We start from the raw sequence: 19,202 nt of genomic DNA on the forward strand, positions 1-19,202 counted from the left end.
ACCGATAACAGTTATGGCCACCCGCAGCCAAGCGCGGTAGACATGCGGCATGACGCTGAATATACCCAATATCCTGACCATACTGCGCCTGATCGCGGCGCCTGCTGTGGTCTTTTTGTTTCTTTTTATCACCCGGCCTTGGGCGGATTGGTTTGCCCTGGTGCTTTTCATCGGGGCCGCTTTGACCGACTTTCTGGACGGCTATCTGGCCCGCGCCTGGAAGCAAGAAACCAAGCTTGGGGCGATGCTTGATCCGATTGCGGACAAAGCGATGGTTATTATCGCGCTCTTTGTGATCGCAAGCCAATCGAACATGAACTTCCTGATCCTGGCCCCCGCCACGATCATCATTTTCCGCGAGGTATTCGTTTCAGGCCTGCGCGAATTTCTGGGCGATACGGCCGGCACCCTAAAGGTCACCAACCTGGCCAAATGGAAAACCACCGCACAGATGATTGCCATTGCCCTTCTCTTTGCAGCAGGCGTGTTTGAGCATTATTTTGGCATTCAATCGCTCGCCATGACGCAGCAAATGGTGACAGAAGCGATTGACGGAACAGGCCCCGATTATCAGGGTCTGCGCTGGAAATATTATGGAATGCTCGCCTCGGGTTGGGGCGGGATTGGGATGCTTTGGATCGCAGCTTTGCTGACCTTTGTCACCGGGGCCGATTATTTCCGCAAAGCGACCCCTTATCTGAAGGATAATACCGGATGAACATCATGTATTTCGCCTGGGTCCGCGAACGGATCGGCATCCCGCAGGAAACGGTCGAAACCGATGCGGCCACGGTCAATGACCTGATCGCCGAATTGATCGCGCGCGAAGATCGCTATGCTGCAGCCTTTGCCGATATCAGCGCTTTGCGGGTGGCGCTGGATCAGGAACTTTCCGATTTCGATGCGCCGCTCGCGAATGTACGCGAAGTGGCCTTCTTTCCGCCAATGACGGGGGGTGATGCAGGTCCGGGTCCAGTCAGAACCATTTGATGCCGGGACAGAGCTGAACAGCTTTGCCACGGGCCGCAGCGATGTCGGGGCCGTCGTCAGCTTTACAGGTGTTGTACGCGATACATACGGTAACTTGCAGGAAATGCTGATTGAACATTACCCCGGCATGACCCAATCGGCGATTACCAAAATTGCGCAAGAGGCTGTTGATCGCTGGGCCTTGGCCGATTGTCTGGTAATCCACCGCTACGGCGCCCTGAAACCAGGTGCCCCAATCATGATGGTGGCCACCGCAGCAGCCCACCGCGCCGCAGCCTTTGAGGCGGCCGATTTTCTGATGGATTACCTCAAATCCAGAGCGCCTTTTTGGAAGAAAGAAATCACGACCTCCGGCGCCGACTGGGTGGCCGCAAAGGACGCCGATGAAGATGCGCTGAAACGCTGGTAAAAAGGGGCAGGCCAATGGCAAATGATCGCTATTTGATAAAGGCCGACGAGATCGCGCAGCTGGAAGGCACCGCAAAGGAGCATTTCCTGAACCCGAATGCGCAATGCGTGAACAAATCGCTGGGCGATTTGACAGGGCTTACCGGATTTGGCTTTCACATCATGGAATTAGCCCCGGGGCGCGATAGCACCGAGCCGCATTTCCATTACCGCGAGGATGAATGCCTTTATGTCCTGTCCGGCGAAGGCATCGCAACGGTCGGCGAGGATAGTTTCAAAGTCTCCGCCGGTGATTTTCTGGGCTATCGCAAGGGCGGCCTGCCACATTCCCTAACCAACACCGGACCAGACACCATGCGCTGCATCGTCGTGGGCGGACGCGAAGATACCGATATTGTGGACTATCCAAATCGGGGCAAACGCATGTTCCGGACCAAGGGGCTCGATTGGAATGTGGTGGATCAGGCGGATATCAAAGATCGAAAACCGATGTGATCGAGGCGCTAGGGCCTTTTTGCCAACGCCGCGCATTCTTCATGCCGAAAACAAGTGGTCAGATGATTGTTGAAAAGGCCCGTCGCCTCCATGAACGCATAAACGATTGTCGGCCCACAAAACTTGAACCCGGCCTTTTTCAGATCTTTGGATATCTGGGTGCTTAAAGGGGACTGGGTCGGGATATCCTCGCGCCGGGACGCTGTCGTTTGCAGCGGCTGGCCATCAACATAGTTCCACAGAAAATTGTCAAAGCCTCGATCCGCGTCAATCGCGCACCACGCGCGGGCATTGGTGATCGTGGCCTCGATCTTGCCGCGATGACGGATAATGCCAGGATCGCCCAGCAAGCGGGTCACGTCATCCTCGCCCCAATCGGCAATGATATGCGGGTCAAACCCCGCAAAAGCAGCGCGAAAATTTTCGCGTTTCTTCAGAATCGTGATCCAGCTCAGCCCGGCCTGAAACCCATCGAGGATCAGCTTTTCCCAAAGCGCCCGGCTGTCATATTCAGGAACGCCCCATTCGGTATCGTGGTATTCGATGTAAATCTGCTCGGGGCCAGCCCAGGGACAACGTGTTTTCATTGGCAGTTCTTAATCGGATGTTAGGGGCCATCGGCCAAATTGCTGGGATCAGTATGGAGCCTTGCGATGCAAAACGCCACGCTTAGCCGTGCCGAAATCGAAGATCAGGCGCTCGCCGACCCGCTACATTATGCAATGGCCAGCCGGGACGCGGACGTGTTGGATTTGGTGCGCGATGCATTGGCTGCTGGTCGCGCGAAGCTGGCATACCATCCAATCATCACCGCCGATGCAAAGCCTCATGTGGCTTTTTACGAAGGGTTGGTGCGGCTTTTGGACGAAGCCGGGCGGGTTATTCCAGCCTCCCATTTCATGCCCTTGATTGAAGAAACCCAGCTTGGCCGGCAGATTGACTGCGTGACATTGGATTTGGCGCTGCACAAGCTGCGACAAAACCCCAGCCTGCGTCTATCCGTCAATCTTTCCGCCCGTTCCATAGGCGATGGGGAATGGCGGCGCATCTTGGATCGGGGATTGATGGACCGGGCCAACCTTGGGGACCGGCTGATTTTTGAGATTAGTGAAACATCTGCGATGGTGCTGCATGAAAACGTGATTCGGTTCATGGCCGAAATGCAACCCAAGGGCGTGGCTTTTGCATTGGACGGTTTCGGCGCGGGCTTTACCGCCTTCCGGCACCTGAAGGACTTCTTTTTTGATCTTGTGAAAGTGGACAAAAGCTTTGTCAAAGGGATCGATCAGGACCCCGATAACCAGGTTTTGGCCGAGGCGCTGATTACGGTCGCCCATCAATTCGAAATGTTTGCGATCGCCGATGGGGTCGAATCCGAAGCCGAGGCCGCGTTTCTTAAGAATATCGGGATCGATTGCCTGCAGGGGTATCTCTACGGCGTCCCGCGGTTCGAACTCTAAGCCCATGACATGACGCGTATAGACGGGATTTGATTTGCCCTGCGTCAACTTAAGCCCTAAGCAGGTCGGCGAAGGACAGAGGGAGGCTGTCTTGCACCTGATACGTGCAGCTGGCACCGTTCCGTCCAGAACGCCAATCTGAGAGGGATCAATCCATGACCAATGTTGTTATCGCATCAGCCGCCCGTACCGCCGTGGGCAGCTTTGGCGGGGCATTTGCAAACACGCCCGCCCATGATCTGGGTACTGCGGTACTCGAAGCTGTTGTCGCACGCGCAGGCATCGACAAGTCCGAAGTCAGCGAAACAATACTGGGTCAGGTCCTGACAGCTGCGCAGGGGCAAAACCCGGCGCGTCAGGCACATATCAATGCAGGTCTGCCACAAGAATCTGCGGCCTGGGGCATCAACCAGGTCTGCGGCTCCGGCCTCCGGGCAGTGGCTTTGGGAGCACAGCATATCCAATTGGGTGATGCAGATATCGTGGCTGCGGGCGGCCAGGAAAACATGACGCTCAGCCCCCATGCCGCCGCTTTGCGCGCCGGGCAAAAGATGGGCGATATGAAATATATCGACACCATGATCCGCGACGGCCTATGGGACGCTTTCAACAACTATCACATGGGTCAAACGGCCGAAAACGTCGCAGAAAAATGGCAAATCAGCCGTGATCAGCAGGATGAATTCGCCGTTGCATCCCAAAACAAGGCCGAAGCCGCGCAAAAGGCTGGGAAATTCGATGATGAAATTGCTGCCTTCACCGTGAAGACACGCAAAGGCGATATCATCGTCGATAAGGATGAATATATCCGCCACGGCGCCACGATTGAGGCGATGCAAAAACTACGCCCCGCTTTTGCAAAAGATGGGTCTGTGACGGCGGCCAATGCCTCGGGGCTGAATGATGGTGCGGCTGCAACCCTGTTGATGAGTGCTGAAAATGCCGAAAAACGCGGGATTGAGCCGCTCGCGCGGATCGCATCCTATGCAACGGCCGGGCTTGATCCATCTGTCATGGGCGTTGGGCCAATCTACGCATCGCGCAAAGCGCTGGACAAAGCGGGCTGGTCCGTCGACGACCTTGATCTGGTTGAAGCCAACGAAGCCTTTGCAGCCCAGGCCTGCGCCGTGAACAAGGACATGGGGTGGAACCCTGAAATCGTGAATGTGAATGGCGGGGCCATCGCGATTGGGCACCCGATCGGCGCATCCGGGTGCCGCGTTCTAAACACCCTGCTTTTTGAGATGAAGCGCCGCGATGCCAAGAAAGGCCTTGCCACGCTCTGCATCGGGGGTGGCATGGGGGTCGCGCTCTGCGTTGAGCGTCCCTGATCTCAGTTACGGCGGCGCCCATGCGCGTCGCCCAACATAAAAAACAACCAACCTGGAGGAGAAAACTATGGGACGTGTCGCACTCGTCACGGGCGGCTCGCGTGGTATTGGCGCAGCCATTTCAACGGCATTGCAACAGGCGGGCTATTCCGTCGCGGCCACTTATGCGGGCAATGACGAAAAGGCCGCCGCCTTTACTGCGGAAACGGGGATCAAAACCTATAAATGGAATGTCGCCGACTATGACTCCTGCACTGCGGGGGTCAAACAGATCGAGGCGGATTTGGGCCCGGTCGAGATCCTGATCAACAACGCAGGCATCACCCGGGATGCGCCCTTTCACAAGATGACGCCCCAACAATGGCATGAATGCATCGACACGAACCTGAACGGCGTGTTCAACATGACCCATAATGTCTGGGGCGGGATGCGCGAACGCAAATTCGGGCGGATCGTCACGATCAGCTCAATCAATGGCCAAAAAGGGCAATTCGCGCAGGCAAACTATGCTGCGACCAAAGCAGGCGACATCGGGTTCACCAAATCACTTGCCCAAGAAGGTGCGCGGGCGGGCATCACGGTGAATATCGTAGCGCCCGGCTACATTAATACCGAGATGATGAGCACGATTCCCGAAAAAGTGATGAACGAGGTGATCCTGCCGCAAATTCCTGTCGGACGTTTGGGCGAAGCCGCAGAAATCGCGCGGGCGGTTCTGTTCCTAGTCTCCGATGACGCTGGTTTTGTCACCGGCTCGACCTTGTCGGCGAATGGCGGTCAATACCTCGCCTAGAGAGCCTTCACAGAAAATAGCAAGGGCCGCGCTGATCAGACGCGGCCCTTTTCCGTTCGGATGCCTGGCAGGGCGTCCGTAGCGAATAGTTTAGTGGCGGCGTCCACTGATCCAGCGAAAGGCAGCACGGACGGCTTTCGCACGTTCTTTATGTGCCCGTTCAATGCCAGAACGAATTTCTTTATGTGTTGTCGTCTCGAACATGGGTTCAATCCTACTGATGCGGCTGATCTGATGCACTTAATATGACCCTTAGAAAACTTGGTGACAAACGAGACTTCCTATAGGTTCAATTAAGCTGTATTAAACTGAATTATGAATGATAGGTTACCGCCACTCACCGCTCTTCGCGCTTTTGAAGCTGCCGCGCGACATATGTCTTTCGCCAAAGCTGCGGCAGAACTCAACGTAACACCTGCTGCATTATCCTATCAGATCAAAGCATTAGAGGCTGATTTGGGTATCCCCGTCTTCCGCCGCCTCAACCGCGCGGTTGAGCTGACCGAAGCGGGGCGCATGCTTGCCCCTGGCACAGCAGACGCTTTTGCGACCCTGTCAGCCGCATGGCGCAATACAAAACGGTTGAATGATAGCGGTGTTTTGACCGTCACCGCCGGGCCCGCCTTTACGTCAAAATGGCTCGCCCCGCGCCTGTATAAATTCGCGCAAGCCCATCCCGAAATTGAACTGCGGTTTAATGCCAGCCTGAGGGTGGCCGATTTTGACAGGGATGAGGTCGATGTGGCGATCCGTTTCGGGATCGACGTGGACCCAAATGTCTTTGCGGAACCGCTCAATCAGGAATGGGCCACGCCCATGATGACGCCGGAATTGGCCCGCACGATCAAGACACCCGCCGACCTGGCAGAGGTGACATTGATCCATGACGATTCCATCGCGTTTTTGAAGATGAACTGGGATTGGCCTTCATGGTGCCGGGCGGAAGGGGTCGATATTGATACCGAACACGGGCTGCGGTTTTCCCAGGCCGATCATGCGCTGGATGCCGCGATATCAGGGGCTGGCGTTGTCCTTGGGCGGATCACATTGGCGACCCGCGCGCTAGAATCGGGACGTCTCGTTGCCCCGTTTGATTTGGGATTGATCGCTGATGGCCAATTCCGCTTCGTCTGCCCCAAAGGTCAGGAAGATAGACCGCATATCAGCGCGTTTCGGGCCTGGATCATGGAAGAGGTTGCCGCTGTGCAAGCCTTTGAAAAAGGGCGCCGGATGGTGCATTGCGCAACGTTGGGTAAATAGGCACCGGCGCATCGCGCCAGCGCCAGTTGTGACGTTAATGTGCGCTCAGCCGCGTGATCTCTTCTTTGATCATTAGCTTCTTTTTCTTCAATTTCGCTATTTCGAGATCGTCAGTCGCAGGGCTACGTTGGAGGCTTTCAACAGAGTCAGAGAGGGATTGGTGCTTCTTCTTCAGTTCCTGCAAATGTGAACTCAAGCTCATGATCGTGCTCCTCTGGTTTGTGAATAGGTCTAGTTCAACACAGATGATCGCCCATGTCACGCTGCGTGGCAGCAATCACCTACGCCAGAGGTTCTGAGACAGATATTGCCAAAAGATTAAGACGTGACGGGTAATTCTGCACCGCTCCGCAAAATGCGGGTCACCAACGGGGTATAACTTTCCTTGTCACCCTGATGGGTCGCACCTTCATGCATCACCAGTGTCGGGGCCATCTGAAACGCCGCGCGGCCTTCCTGACGCGCGCGCAGCAAAAACAGCTCGGGCGCGCGCTCTTCACGGCCTGCAATCGGTTTGACAACGATCGACCCAAGCCGCCCATCCAGCGCGGCCAAAACTTCAGGTAGTCGCTCGGTCCGCTGGATCAGGCTTAGGTAGGCCCGTGGCCCAAGCCGCCGTATGCCGATGTCCAGCCAGTCAGCCAGCGGGGTATCACCGCCAAGTGCGACATCGCGCCCCGTGTCTTTAGACTTAGTGCCTGCCGTACGGTCAAAATACGGAGGGTTCATCATCACATGATCAAACCGCCGCTGTCGCAGTTCATGGGGCAGCTTGCGCAAATCAGCTTCAACCACGTGGAACGCCGCATTGTTTTCTTTGGCGTTCAGCATAGCAAGAGCGGCATATACGGGCTGCATTTCGACCCCGGTGACAGACACGCCAGGAACGCGGTTGGCCAAACACAGTGACGCAACCCCAACGCCGCAACCTAATTCTAAGATCGATTGACCTGGGCGCGCGTCAATGGACGCCGCCAATAACACAGGATCAACCCCTGCACGGTATCCCCGACGGGGCTGAAACGCGCGGACACGTCCCCCTAAAAAATCGTCACATGAAAATTCTTCAGTCACGGCCTAAATCAATCTCGCCGTCGCGCATGACGGCCTCGGCCATGAACAGATCCCGGTCCAAAACCATCAACCGGCGCGGCATTATGCCTATGCTGCCCTCGAGGACGCTCATATTTACGTCGAAGGTGAACCAGTCTATACCCTCGCTGTCCAACAGGGCGGTTGCAAAGGCGATGATCGTCGGGTCGTTGGTGCGCAAAAGCTCTTTCATACTGCAGACCTAAGACGGGGCAGGCCCCTTGTCTATTCACATGACGGAAACTTGCATGAGCCTTGATGCTGCTGCCACCAAACCGCACGAACAACTTGCCGCGTTTTTGGCAGATGATCTGAATGCGGTGAATGATATGATCCGGGCGCGGATGGCGTCGGAACATGCGCCGCGCATCCCCGAGGTTACCGCACATCTGGTTGAGGCAGGCGGCAAACGGCTACGCCCCATGCTGACGCTCGCGGCGGCACGGCTTTGCGGCTATGAAGGCCCCTATCACGTGCATCTGGCGGCCACGGTTGAGTTTATCCACACCGCGACCTTGCTACATGATGATGTCGTGGACGAAAGCAGCCAGCGCCGCGGCAGACCGACAGCGAATCTTTTATGGGACAATACCTCAAGCGTATTGGTGGGCGATTACCTTTTTGCGCGATCCTTCCAGCTGATGGTGGAAACCGGATCGATCCGCGTGCTCGATATCCTGGCAAATGCGTCAGCAACCATCGCCGAAGGCGAAGTATTACAGCTGACCGCCGCCAGTGATCTGGCCACCACCGAAGAAACCTATATCCAGATCGTGAGAGGCAAAACCGCCGCGCTCTTTTCTGCCGCGATGGAGGTTGGCGGCGAAATTGCGGAGCAAGACGCCGCCACCAAACAGGCGCTTTATGATTATGGCGATGCGCTGGGGATCGCTTTTCAGATTGTCGATGATCTGCTGGATTACGGCGGCACATCGGCCACGGGCAAGAATGTCGGCGATGATTTCCGGGAACGCAAACTGACGCTGCCCGTGATCCGGGCCGTGGCGCAAGCAGATGAGACGGAAAAGGCGTTCTGGGTACGGACAATCCAGAAGGGCAAGCAGGAAGATGGCGATCTTGATCAAGCCATCACGCTTTTGGCGAAATACGAGGCGATGGAAAGCACCAGGCAAGATGCTATCGCATGGGCAGAAAAGGCCAAAGCGGCCTTGGAACGTTGCCCCGATCATCCGCTGCGGACGATGTTGATTGATCTGGCCGATTACGTGGTGGCCCGGATTACCTGATCGGGCCGAAAACCCCCGGCGGCAGGCCGCCGAGGATTTGTTTTCAAAAGACTTTACTGATCTGTGCCGATATTTGCGGTCACCGCCTCTTGTGCGGCTTCTACCAGCGCGGCACCGTCAAAGCCTTTGGCGTCCATCTCGGCAATCCAGTCCGCAGTGACCACAGCGCCCAGTTCCTGAATGCGGGCGGTCTCTTCTTCGGTCAACTGTGCAATTTCATTGCCATCAGCAGCCATCAGATCACGGCCAACGACATCGCCGGTATCATGGGCACGCCCGGCCCAGCGGCTGGCCATCATCCCTGAATTAGCATCAATGATAGCGCGCAGATCCTCTGGCATGCCTTCATAAACATCCTTGTTCATCGCCCAGATGAAATAAAGATTATAAAGCGCGCGGTCACCGGCGACATCTGTATGGCTGTCAGTCAGCTCATTCAGTTTCAGGGATGGGGACATCTCCCATGTAATCACACCGCCATCGACCACACCTTTCGACAGGGCCTCGGGGAATTGCGGCACGGGCATCCCAATCGGGGTTGCGCCGAGCTCTTCCAGCAGCAAGGTGGCTGGGCGGGACGGGCCGCGCAGTTTCAGGCCGGCGAAATCCTCAACCGTTGCAATGGAATCGCCGCGTTTATGGACAATGCCAGGGCCATGCATATGGGCGGCAATGACGTGCACATCGGCGAAGTCATCCATCAGATAGTCTTGCGTAAAGCTCCATGCGGCGGCAGATGCTTCCTCGGCCGATTTTGTGGTCATGAAGGGCAGCTCCATCGCCTCAGCTTCGGGGAAGCGGTTTGGTTGATAGCCCGGAATGACCCAGCCGCCATCAATCGCGCCATCGCGGATCAGGTCAAACTGGTTGGGGGCCGCGCCACCCAATTGCATAAATGGATACAGCTCGACCTTGATGCGGCCTTCTGATTGCTCTTCGATCGCATCAGCCCAGGGCTGCATGAAATAGGTCGGATTGGCACTGGCCGGGGACACAAAATGCTGGAAACGCAGTGTCACCTCTTGGGCAGTAGCGGAAGTTGCAGTCAGGCCAAGCATGGCCAGCAAAGCGGCAGATTTCATCAGGTGCATGTGGTGCATCCTTCTTTTGATCATGTAGGGGAAGTGTCACCGCTAGCGACAACCCCTATATGGGGGTTTTTGCCCCCAGTTGCAAGTCATTCGCAAAAACAAAGGGCAAGCCCTTGTTTTTAGGCATATGTCGGATGGAATTTACCCGCTGGGGACAATGTAAAGATCTGACACCCATCAGCTGTGATCCCGATGGAATGCTCAAACTGGGCTGACAGGGATTTATCACGGGTGACCGCAGTCCAGTCATCGGCAAGCACTTTGGTGTCCGGGCGGCCCAGATTGATCATCGGCTCGATGGTAAAGAACATACCCTCTTCAAGTACGGCGCCAGTGCCCGGACGGCCATAGTGCAACACATTCGGCGGCGCATGAAAAACCCGGCCCAGCCCATGCCCGCAGAAATCGCGGACAACAGACATGCGGTTGCTTTCGGCATAGGTCTGAATGGCATGCCCGATATCCCCAAACGTGTTGCCTGGTTTGGCGGCCTCGATCCCTTTCATCAGGGCATCATGCGTGACCTGCACCAGACGTTCTGCTTTGCGCGGCATCTTTCCCGCAACATACATCCGGCTGGTGTCACCAAACCAACCATCAAGAATGACAGTGACGTCAATATTCAGGATGTCGCCATCCTTCAGCGTCTTATCGCCCGGAATACCATGGCAAACGACGTGATTGACCGAAATGCAGCTGGCATGCTGATAGCCCTTATAGCCAATCGTGGCCGAGGTCGCACCGGACGCATCCACCATCTGGGTGATGATGCGATCGATCTCACCCGTGGTTTGGCCGGGCAGCACATGCGCGGCGATATCGTCCAAAATCTGCGCAGCAAGCGCGCCGGCCTTGGCCATGCCCGCAAAGTCCGCTGGTTCGTAAATGCGAATACCGTCTTTGGTCAGATGACCTTTTTTCGTTTCCACGTAGATCGTCCTTTATCCGTTACCCGGCACATAAGTGAAATCAGGCACAAGTTCTAGGGCCAGGACCCATTCATCTTACACCGTCAGCGGCGATTTCACGAAATATCAGTGGTTTGCGCCGCTGAGATGAAGTGAAATCGTCGCCCTTCGGGTTTGCCCAGGGCTCCGCCCGTTCGCGCCTGAAAATGTCCCCCGGACATTTTCTGTTCCGGCGCAAACTCCCTCTGATCTGCGGCACATCTGCTTGAAATAGAACCACTATTCCTGCGCAGATGCTTCTTGTCAGAGAAAAAATCTGGTAAACTGACGGGGCAAGATGAATGGGTCCTGGCCCTAGACCTGCACTGGGGTGGCACCAGCCAATGTGATCGCCTGCGGGGAAATCTTGCATCCATGCGCCATGACGGTCACACCAGCGGCACGGGCCTGTGCAAAGGCTTTGGCATAGGTTGGATCAATATCAGCAGCGAGGGTCATTTCCTGACAATCGGTACGCTGGACCAGATAAAACATGATTGCGCGATGGCCCTCAGCAACCATACGCGACAGCTCAGCCAAATGCTTGGCGCCGCGCGCTGTCACGCTATCGGGGAATGCGGCAAGGCCCTGTTGGCGGGATAGGGTCACACTTTTGACCTCAACATAAGTGTCAGGGCCATCACCGCTGAGCAGAAAATCAATGCGGCTGCTTTCACCATATTTCACCTCAGAGCGGACCATATCATATGGCGGTAGCCCCGGAACTTCATGGGCCAGCAATGCCGCCTTTAGCGCCTTATTGGGCACAGACGTATCAACACCAGTGAAATGGCCATTCTCATGATCAACCAGACGCCAGCCATATTTTAACTTCTTCTTGGGGTCGTCATTCGGCTCAACCCAAATTTTCGTGTCGGGGGCGGCAAGGCCCATCATCGATCCGGGGTTTGCGCAATGGGCTGTCACCTCGCGCCCATCGTCCAGTTTGATATCAGCAAGAAACCGTTTGTAGCGGCGGATCAGGCGGGCGGGGATAAGGGGCGTGGCAAATTCCATACGCGCCCTATAACCTGTGTCGCGATACAGGAGAATACCATGCCGAATCCCACCGCCGCGATGCTTGTGATCGGGGATGAGATCCTTTCGGGTCGCACCAAAGACGCCAATATGCACCATCTAGCCGGTGCGCTGACCGAGATCGGGATCGATCTGAAAGAAGTGCGCGTTGTCAGCGATGACGCCCCGGCCATTGTCGGGGCAGTCAAGGCGCTGTCAGCCGGGTTCGACCATGTTTTCACCAGTGGCGGGATCGGACCAACCCATGATGACATCACAGCCGATTGCATCGCCGAGGCTTTTGGGACCAGCATTGATGTCCGCGATGATGCGCGTGCGTTGCTGCGAGCCCATTACGACCGCAACGGCATGGAACTGAACAGCGCGCGGCTGCGCATGGCCCGGATCCCCGATGGGGCCAGCTTGATTGATAATCCTGTCAGCATCGCGCCGGGCTTTAAGCTGGAAAATGTGCATGTGATGGCCGGGGTACCATCAGTCTTTCAGGCGATGGTAGCGACAGTACTACCCACACTTGTCGGGGGGGCGCCGCTGATATCACGCAGCTTGCGGGTGACGCGGGGCGAGGGCGATATCGCCGGTCCGTTGGGCGTTTTTGCGCAAAACCACAGTGATTTGTCGGTCGGGTCCTATCCTTTCCAGAAAGATGGGGTTTACGGTGCCAATATCGTGGTGCGTGGCACAGATGCTGATCGGCTCGACCGCGCGATGGAAACCTTATCCGAGATATTTGCAACGTGACTCTCCCCTCTGCGAAAAAACTCTATGCGGTAATCGATGGGACGTGGCCTGCCGCAGCGAAACAGGCGCTTGGCCCTTGGACGGTACGCATGGATGACAGCGGCAGCAGCCGGGTCAGCGCCGCAACCGCCGAAGCACCCTTTACAGATGCCGACATCCCCGAGGCCGAAGCCTCAATGCGCGAGGCCGGGCAGTCCCCGCTTTTTATGATCCGCGAAGGCGAAGAAACGCTGGACGCATTGCTGGCGGCGCGGGGCTATCAAATCAAAGACCCGGTCAACATGTATGCCGCGCCCATCGGGCAGATCGCAACAAGCAGGCCGCCCCCCGTGACCACGTTTGAGGTCTGGCCGCCCCTCGCCATCCAGACCGAAGTTTGGGCGGCAGGCGGCATCAACAAAGGGCGCATCGATGTTATGGATCGCGCGCGACACCCCAAAACTACCTTGCTTGGCCGGTTGAACGACCAGCCTGCCGGGACCGTCTATGTGGGTATGGCTGCAGATTGCGCGATGATCCACGCGCTTGAGGTCGCAAAAGAACATCGCAGACAGGGTCTGGCCGCGCATATGACACGGGCCGCTGCATTTTGGGCGCAGGCGCAGGGGGCCGCTTACCTGACCTTGGTGACAACCCGCGCCAATGACGCCGCGAACGCGCTATACACTTCCCTTGGGATGACGCTTGTGGGACAGTATCACTATCGGATCCTGCCGGAGTGATATCTTGACTGACCAACCGACTGCACTTGACCTGCCGATGGTCGACCCTTTGCCGGAAGAGACGCAGAAATATTTTGATATCTGTCAGGACAAGCTGGGTCTGATCCCGAATGTGCTGCAGGCTTATGCGTTTGATATTGACAAGCTGAACGCGTTCACAGCGCTTTATAATGATGTGATGCTGGCCGCTTCGGGGCTGTCCAAACTGGAACGCGAAATGATCGCAGTCACAGTGTCATCAATCAATAAATGCTACTATTGCCTCACCGCGCATGGGGCGGCGGTGCGGCAGCTGTCAGGTGATCCGCAACTGGGTGAAATGCTGGTGATGAATTGGCGCGTGGCTCCGCTGGATGCACGCCAAAAGGCGATGCTGGCATTCGCCGAACAGGTCACAACAGCCAGCGCCACAGTGTCCGAAAAAGACCGGGACGCCTTGCGCCAAGTTGGATTTTCGGACCGGGATATCTGGGACATCGCGGCGGTAACGGGCTTTTATAACATGAGCAATCGGATCGCATCGGCCACCGATATGCGGCCCAATGAAGACTATCACGCCCAATCACGATGATCCGAACAAGCGCGGTTCTATTTTGGTTCCTGGCCGGCGCGATTGAGGCGCAGACCCTTGATTTTCCAAGCAATGCATCTTTGCAGGCCGCGGTCGAAAGCCCGCTGGACAGCTATGCGATGCCCATCGCCATCTGGGACGGGCAAACCGTCCCGGTCCGGTCGGTTGAAGGGGCCATGACCCAGCAAGCCTGGCGGATTGATGCAGCATCCCTGACAACATTGCAGCTCTTGCGGCCCTTGCGCGAACAGCTTCGCAATGATCGGTTTCGGATCCTTCTTGATTGCCAGACCGAAGAATGCGGCGGATTTGATTTCCGCTTTGGCACGCAAACGCTGCCGCCCCCGGACATGCAAATCAATATCGGCGATTTCCGGTTTCTGGCCGCCGAACGCAGCGGGGTGGATGGGCCGGAATATGTCACGTTATTTGTCAGCCGCACCGCGCAGGCAGGCTTTGTGCAAGTCACGCATGTGGGCCCGGTACAGGAAGAGGAAACAGAACCGCTTGTAACCGCGTCCGCCCCCGCCCTGCGTGCCACCGATGAAGACCCCGAGGCCCCGAATCTGGCGGATCAACTGGAACAGAACGGTCACGCGATTCTATCGGATCTGACCTTCGCGACCGGTTCAGCCCAATTGGCAGAAACTGATTTTGCCTCGCTACAGGCACTGGCTGATGTGTTGGTCGATAATCCTGAGCTTACGGTGGCATTGGTCGGACATACTGATTCCGCCGGATCGCTTGCCGGGAACATTGCCCTGTCAAAACAGCGTGCAGGTTCAGTGCTGGAACGGCTGGTCAGCGATTATGCGGTGCCCCGGCGCCAGCTTGAGGCCGAAGGCATGGGCTACCTGTCCCCTATCGCCAATAACCAGACCGAGGAAGGCCGCGATGCCAACAGGCGGGTTGAGGTAATTATCACATCGACAGAGTAGCCCGGCTTTTGGAAAACACGCCAGCAACAGCCTATCCCGCCGCGGGCAGACTTTGTTTTTCCGCCTGAATCTCGGACCAGACAGACATGCAAGCCCGTCCTGATGCCTTAGCGTGATACAGCGCCTCATCAGCCCGGGCCAGCAACGCATCTACGGTCAAACCAGGTTCAACCTCAACTGCGCCAATTGACATGGTAATCGTCAGCGTTTCGCCGGTTACAGCGGATTCAAACGGGATTGGCTTGGTCAGACGCTCTGCAATAATCTTGGCTTGGCGGGTCATTGTGTAATCCAAAAAAACGGCAAATTCCTCACCACCGATACGGCCAATCACATCGGCACCTCGCAAATTATAGTGCAAGGTTTCGGCAATGACCTGCAGACAATTATCGCCGGTCTGGTGGCCGTGCTGGTCATTGACCTGCTTAAAGTGATCCGCATCCAGCAAGAGCACAACACCACCAACCGAGCTTTCCAACCGATCAGCTGCTGCCGCCAGGAAACTGTCACGATTGTTCACACCCGTCAGCCCATCCTTGCGGGCCAGGTCACGAAAGTGGTGAATCAAAGCGCGTTGATACAGCGCAAGCGCGAAGAACACCAAAACAAACGGGCCACCAACAAAGGCCGCATGCACCAGCGCTTCAGGCAATTGACGGGATTGTGGTGGATCAAAAAATTCCAAAAAAACCAAATTCGCCAGTGCGAACAAAGCAATGAACACAACCAATCGAATGATTACATCGCCCAACGAGCGGGGCTCGAGAATATTGATGATAGCCTTCACTTGCGCACCCTTCCCCCTCTACGCGTATAGGCTGTGAGTGTTGCTGCCCCCTTAACGGAAAAGAAAAAAGCGCGGCCTGTGAAGGCCGCGCCAGTTTGGGATAATCACACACCCAGGGAAAATTACCAGATATCGGGGCCTTTATCGGCAAAGGCTTGGACAAGAAAATCAATGAAGGCGCGGACCTTGGGCTGCGTAAAGCGGCCCGGCGGATAGACTGCATAGATACCTTGGGTCTCCATCGGAAGATCGGGAATAGCCTCTTCCACAAGACCTTGGCGCATCGCATCCGCATAGAGAAAGCTTGGCAGATAAGCGATGCCCAGCCCACCGATACAAGCGTTCAACAAAGACTGGCCATCATTGACGGTCAGCCAACCAGCGGTACGGACCTGACGCTTTTCACCCGATGGGGCGGTCAGTTTCCATACAGCCGAATTCGCCTGATTGGAGTAGTGCAGCAGCTTATGTTCGTTCAGATCATCGATCTTTTCGGGGCGGCCATATTGCTGAAAATAGGCAGGGCTCGCGATCATGCGCTTTGTGGTCTCGGTCAGTTTACGGGCGCGCAAGGTGCTGTCTTCCAGCTCACCGATGCGCACGGCCATGTCAAACCCTTCTGAAATCAGCTCAACATAGCGGTTATTCAGCACCATATTGACGGTGATATCTGGGAATTCGCTTAGGAACTCACCCAATACCGGGGATAGATGGTTTACCCCAAAATCGGTAGCAACACTGATACGCAGAAGGCCCGATGGGGCCGATTGCATCGATGTGACCAGCGCGTCCGCTTCGCCAGCATCATTCAACACGCGGCGGGCACGGTCGTAATAGGCCAGACCAATCTCGGTCGGGCTCACGCGGCGGGTTGTCCGGTTCAAAAGCCGGGCGCCAAGGCGCGCTTCAAGCGACGAGACATGTTTCGACACAGCAGATTTGGAGATGCCCATCTTCTTGGCAGCGTCTGTGAAACCACCTTGATCGACAACCGTGGCAAAGGCCTCCATTTCCGTCAGACGATCCATACGAACATTCCAATTCTTTACTAGAGTTAGATGCTTATAGACCGCCAATTCGGGCAGGAATGGGACCAAGCCCTGACAATACCGGGGTATGAATCGGTTTGATGCCGATGAGGAAACAGCAAACTGGCGGATGTCTGCCGCTCTTTTGGCAGTTTTCCGCTATAATTGGGCCGCCAGACGGGTCCCTTGGTCGATGGCGCGCTTTGCGTCCAATTCGGCCGCAACATCCGCACCGCCAATGACATGCACCGTGCATCCTGCCTGTGTTAGGGTCTCAGCCAGACCCTTTTCAGGGACCTGACCAGCGCAAAGAACAATTGTATCTGCCGCGATCAGCTTAGGGTTTTCGCGCGCCTCGCCATGGCTGACATGCAAACCATCTGCATCAATACGTTCATAATTCACACCGCCAATCATCTGCACATTCTTCATCTGCAGCCCGGCCCGGTGAATCCAGCCGGTTGTCTTGCCAAGCCGTTTGCCAAGCTTCTCGGATTTACGCTGTAGCAAGGTGACCGCACGCGTGGGCGCTTCGGGCTTGGGCCCTTCAGGGCGCAGGCCACCACGGGTTTCAGCAGGGTCACCCACCCCCCATTCTTCAAGCCATTCGGCCAGGTTCTCGGTTGGGCTGTCATCGGTGACCAGATATTCGGCCACATCAAAGCCGATGCCCCCAGCACCTATGATGACCACCCGTTCGCCCACTTCGGCCTTGCCGCGCAGCACGTCTATATAGGACAGAACATGCGGGGCGTCCTGCCCGGGGATTTCAGGATCGCGCGGGGCGACACCCGTGGCGATGATGATCTCATCAAACCCGGCCAAAAGATCAGGCGTTGCGTCTGTGCCAAGGCGCAGCGTGATATCTGTCTTGGCAACCATCGTGCGGTAATAATCCACAAGCCCCCAGAATTCCTCCTTGCCCGGAACCTGTTTGGCCATATTCAACTGGCCCCCGATTTCTGATGCACGATCAAAGATCGTGACCGCATGGCCGCGCTCCGCCGCCGTCAAGGCTGCTGACAAACCGGCAGGGCCGGCACCAACAACAGCGATCGTCTTGGCCGCAGCAGTGGGCGCAACCACCAATTCAGTTTCATGACAGGCGCGTGGGTTCACCAGACAGGATGACAGTTTGCCACTGAATGTATGATCAAGACAGGCTTGGTTGCAGGCAATACAGGGGGCGATCTCAGCGCTTTTGCCCGCGGCGGCCTTGGCCACGAAATCAGGATCAGCCAGGAAAGGCCGCGCCATGCTGACCATATCAGCACAGCCATCGGCCAGCACATCTTCGGCGACCTGCGGCATGTTGATGCGGTTCGAAGTGATGATCGGGATCTGCACCTCACCCATCAGTTTCTTAGTCACCCAGGTAAAGGCCCGGCGGGGGACGGATGTGGCAATTGTCGGGATACGTGCCTCATGCCAGCCGATGCCTGTATTGAGGATCGTGGCGCCCGCAGCCTCAACCGCCTTGGCCAGTTGCACAACCTCTTCCCAGGTTGATCCGTTCGGGATCAGATCAATCATGGAAAGCCGGTAGATCACAATGAAATCCGGGCCAACAGCCTCGCGCACGCGCGTGATGATTTCGACCGGCAGACGCATCCGGTTTTCATAAGACCCGCCCCATGCGTCATCGCGTTTATTGGTATGGGTGACAAGAAACTGATTGATGAAATACCCCTCAGAGCCCATCACCTCGACCCCGTCATAACCGGCCTCGCGCGCGCGGGCGGCGGCGGTGACGATATCGGCGATCTGCTTTTCGATCCCGGCGGCGTCAAGCGCGGTCGGGGGGAAGGGCGAAATGGGGGATTTGATCGCCGAAGGCCCGACGCATTTGGGGCTATAGGCATAGCGGCCCGCGTGCAAAATCTGCATGGCAATCTTGCCACCCGCATCGTGGACACGGTCTGTGACGATCCGGTGGTTGGTGATATCGTCAGCCGTGTAAAGCCCTGCCGCCCCCGGAAAAACGCCGCCCTCGGGGTTGGGGGCCATGCCGCCTGTCACCATCAGCGCCACATCGCCCCGCGCCCGTGTGGCATAGAATTCGGCGACCCGGTTCCAGTCTTTGGTCTCTTCCAGACCGGTATGCATTGATCCCATCAACACCCGGTTTTTGAGCGTCGTGAACCCGAGGTCCAAAGGGGCCAACAAATGGGGATAATGGGTCATGGGTGCCTCCGCTTTGGGAGGGAGCATGGCCAAAACACGCCCTTTCGTCACCCCTGAACGCGGCGTCATAATGGACACA

23 protein-coding genes are annotated in these 19,202 nt (G+C 56.5%); 13 read left to right on the plus strand and 10 right to left on the minus strand.

Annotated elements, in window-relative coordinates; genetic code table 11:
- Positions 1-49 precede the first annotated feature (49 nt).
- The 4 genes from pgsA to AABB29_RS05400 are packed head-to-tail and all read left to right on the plus strand — an operon-like array spanning position 50 to position 1,893.
- On the plus strand, positions 50-718 hold the full coding sequence (gene pgsA / locus AABB29_RS05385; RefSeq protein WP_341367914.1) for a CDP-diacylglycerol--glycerol-3-phosphate 3-phosphatidyltransferase: 669 nt from the start codon (positions 50-52) through the stop codon (positions 716-718).
- On the plus strand, positions 715-990 hold the full coding sequence (gene moaD, locus AABB29_RS05390; RefSeq protein ID WP_373636813.1) for a molybdopterin converting factor subunit 1: 276 nt from the start codon (positions 715-717) through the stop codon (positions 988-990). The genes pgsA and moaD overlap by 4 nt, the downstream gene beginning before the upstream one ends.
- Positions 959-1,399 (plus strand): molybdenum cofactor biosynthesis protein MoaE, encoded by a 441-nt coding sequence (locus tag AABB29_RS05395; protein WP_341369000.1) that lies wholly within the window; start codon positions 959-961, stop codon positions 1,397-1,399. The genes moaD and AABB29_RS05395 overlap by 32 nt, the downstream gene beginning before the upstream one ends.
- 14 nt (positions 1,400-1,413) lie before the next feature.
- Positions 1,414-1,893, plus strand: a complete 480-nt coding sequence (locus tag AABB29_RS05400) for a cupin domain-containing protein (RefSeq protein WP_341367913.1) — start codon at positions 1,414-1,416, stop codon at positions 1,891-1,893.
- A gap of 8 nt (positions 1,894-1,901) precedes the next feature.
- On the opposite strand, the gene AABB29_RS05405 is transcribed toward AABB29_RS05400, so the two are convergent.
- Positions 1,902-2,480, minus strand: a complete 579-nt coding sequence (locus AABB29_RS05405) for a DNA-3-methyladenine glycosylase I (RefSeq protein ID WP_341367912.1) — start codon at positions 2,478-2,480, stop codon at positions 1,902-1,904.
- A 66-nt stretch (positions 2,481-2,546) separates the two neighbouring features.
- On the opposite strand from AABB29_RS05405, the gene AABB29_RS05410 reads away from it, so the two are divergent.
- From AABB29_RS05410 to AABB29_RS05425, 4 genes are all read left to right on the plus strand, one after another.
- The gene (locus tag AABB29_RS05410; protein ID WP_341367911.1) at positions 2,547-3,353 is read left to right on the plus strand and encodes an EAL domain-containing protein; all 807 of its coding nucleotides are present in this window, start codon (positions 2,547-2,549) and stop codon (positions 3,351-3,353) included.
- 155 nt (positions 3,354-3,508) lie between these two features.
- Positions 3,509-4,684, plus strand: a complete 1,176-nt coding sequence (locus AABB29_RS05415; RefSeq protein WP_341367910.1) for an acetyl-CoA C-acetyltransferase — start codon at positions 3,509-3,511, stop codon at positions 4,682-4,684.
- A gap of 67 nt (positions 4,685-4,751) precedes the next feature.
- Positions 4,752-5,477, plus strand: coding sequence for an acetoacetyl-CoA reductase (gene phbB / locus AABB29_RS05420; protein WP_341367909.1), 726 nt, complete (start codon positions 4,752-4,754; stop codon positions 5,475-5,477).
- Between the two features lie 315 nt (positions 5,478-5,792).
- Positions 5,793-6,737, plus strand: a complete 945-nt coding sequence (locus AABB29_RS05425) for a transcriptional regulator GcvA (protein WP_341367908.1) — start codon at positions 5,793-5,795, stop codon at positions 6,735-6,737.
- 34 nt (positions 6,738-6,771) lie between these two features.
- On the opposite strand, the gene AABB29_RS05430 is transcribed toward AABB29_RS05425, so the two are convergent.
- From AABB29_RS05430 to AABB29_RS05440, 3 genes are all read right to left on the minus strand, one after another.
- Positions 6,772-6,939 carry a DUF465 domain-containing protein gene (locus tag AABB29_RS05430; protein ID WP_341367907.1) on the minus strand — a complete coding sequence of 56 codons (168 nt, stop codon included), beginning with the start codon at positions 6,937-6,939 and terminating at the stop codon, positions 6,772-6,774.
- A gap of 116 nt (positions 6,940-7,055) precedes the next feature.
- Positions 7,056-7,811: a tRNA1(Val) (adenine(37)-N6)-methyltransferase gene (locus AABB29_RS05435; protein ID WP_373636814.1), complete on the minus strand. Its 756-nt coding sequence runs from the start codon at positions 7,809-7,811 to the stop codon at positions 7,056-7,058.
- Complete coding sequence (locus AABB29_RS05440) at positions 7,804-8,022, minus strand: DUF2007 domain-containing protein (RefSeq protein ID WP_341367905.1); 219 nt, start codon at positions 8,020-8,022, stop codon at positions 7,804-7,806. The genes AABB29_RS05435 and AABB29_RS05440 overlap by 8 nt, the downstream gene beginning before the upstream one ends.
- Before the next feature lie 55 nt (positions 8,023-8,077).
- On the opposite strand from AABB29_RS05440, the gene AABB29_RS05445 reads away from it, so the two are divergent.
- A complete protein-coding gene (locus AABB29_RS05445; protein WP_373636815.1) occupies positions 8,078-9,076 on the plus strand; it encodes a polyprenyl synthetase family protein in 999 nt (332 codons plus the stop codon).
- Positions 9,077-9,129: 53 nt separating this feature from the next.
- Here AABB29_RS05445 and AABB29_RS05450 read toward each other — a convergent pair whose 3' ends face one another.
- The 3 genes from AABB29_RS05450 to sfsA all read right to left on the minus strand — a co-directional run bounded on the left by AABB29_RS05450 (position 9,130) and on the right by sfsA (position 12,131).
- The gene (locus tag AABB29_RS05450; protein ID WP_341367904.1) at positions 9,130-10,176 is read right to left on the minus strand and encodes a TRAP transporter substrate-binding protein; all 1,047 of its coding nucleotides are present in this window, start codon (positions 10,174-10,176) and stop codon (positions 9,130-9,132) included.
- A 110-nt stretch (positions 10,177-10,286) separates the two neighbouring features.
- Positions 10,287-11,096 (minus strand): type I methionyl aminopeptidase, encoded by an 810-nt coding sequence (map, locus tag AABB29_RS05455; protein WP_341367903.1) that lies wholly within the window; start codon positions 11,094-11,096, stop codon positions 10,287-10,289.
- Positions 11,097-11,429: 333 nt separating this feature from the next.
- The gene (gene sfsA / locus AABB29_RS05460; RefSeq protein WP_341367902.1) at positions 11,430-12,131 is read right to left on the minus strand and encodes a DNA/RNA nuclease SfsA; all 702 of its coding nucleotides are present in this window, start codon (positions 12,129-12,131) and stop codon (positions 11,430-11,432) included.
- A gap of 39 nt (positions 12,132-12,170) precedes the next feature.
- Between sfsA and AABB29_RS05465 the strand changes: the two genes are divergently transcribed.
- The 4 genes from AABB29_RS05465 to AABB29_RS05480 are packed head-to-tail and all read left to right on the plus strand — an operon-like array spanning position 12,171 to position 15,124.
- Positions 12,171-12,893, plus strand: a complete 723-nt coding sequence (locus AABB29_RS05465; protein WP_373636816.1) for a competence/damage-inducible protein A — start codon at positions 12,171-12,173, stop codon at positions 12,891-12,893.
- Entirely contained in the window at positions 12,890-13,615 is a 726-nt protein-coding gene (locus tag AABB29_RS05470) for a GNAT family N-acetyltransferase (protein ID WP_341367901.1), read from the plus strand. Before AABB29_RS05465 ends, AABB29_RS05470 begins: the two co-directional genes overlap by 4 nt.
- Before the next feature lie 4 nt (positions 13,616-13,619).
- Positions 13,620-14,186, plus strand: a complete 567-nt coding sequence (locus tag AABB29_RS05475; protein ID WP_341367900.1) for a peroxidase-related enzyme — start codon at positions 13,620-13,622, stop codon at positions 14,184-14,186.
- Positions 14,183-15,124, plus strand: a complete 942-nt coding sequence (locus AABB29_RS05480) for an OmpA family protein (RefSeq protein ID WP_341367899.1) — start codon at positions 14,183-14,185, stop codon at positions 15,122-15,124. Before AABB29_RS05475 ends, AABB29_RS05480 begins: the two co-directional genes overlap by 4 nt.
- Positions 15,125-15,155: 31 nt before the next feature.
- Here AABB29_RS05480 and AABB29_RS05485 read toward each other — a convergent pair whose 3' ends face one another.
- From AABB29_RS05485 to AABB29_RS05495, 3 genes are all read right to left on the minus strand, one after another.
- Entirely contained in the window at positions 15,156-15,911 is a 756-nt protein-coding gene (locus tag AABB29_RS05485; RefSeq protein ID WP_341367898.1) for a GGDEF domain-containing protein, read from the minus strand.
- A 122-nt stretch (positions 15,912-16,033) separates the two neighbouring features.
- Positions 16,034-16,939, minus strand: a complete 906-nt coding sequence (locus tag AABB29_RS05490; protein WP_341367897.1) for a LysR family transcriptional regulator — start codon at positions 16,937-16,939, stop codon at positions 16,034-16,036.
- 159 nt (positions 16,940-17,098) lie between these two features.
- Positions 17,099-19,123, minus strand: coding sequence for an NADPH-dependent 2,4-dienoyl-CoA reductase (locus AABB29_RS05495; RefSeq protein WP_341367896.1), 2,025 nt, complete (start codon positions 19,121-19,123; stop codon positions 17,099-17,101).
- Positions 19,124-19,202 lie beyond the last annotated feature (79 nt).

The sequence above is a fragment of the Yoonia sp. BS5-3 genome (genome assembly GCF_038069655.2).
GTDB classification, from domain to species: Bacteria; Pseudomonadota; Alphaproteobacteria; order Rhodobacterales; family Rhodobacteraceae; genus Yoonia; species Yoonia phaeophyticola.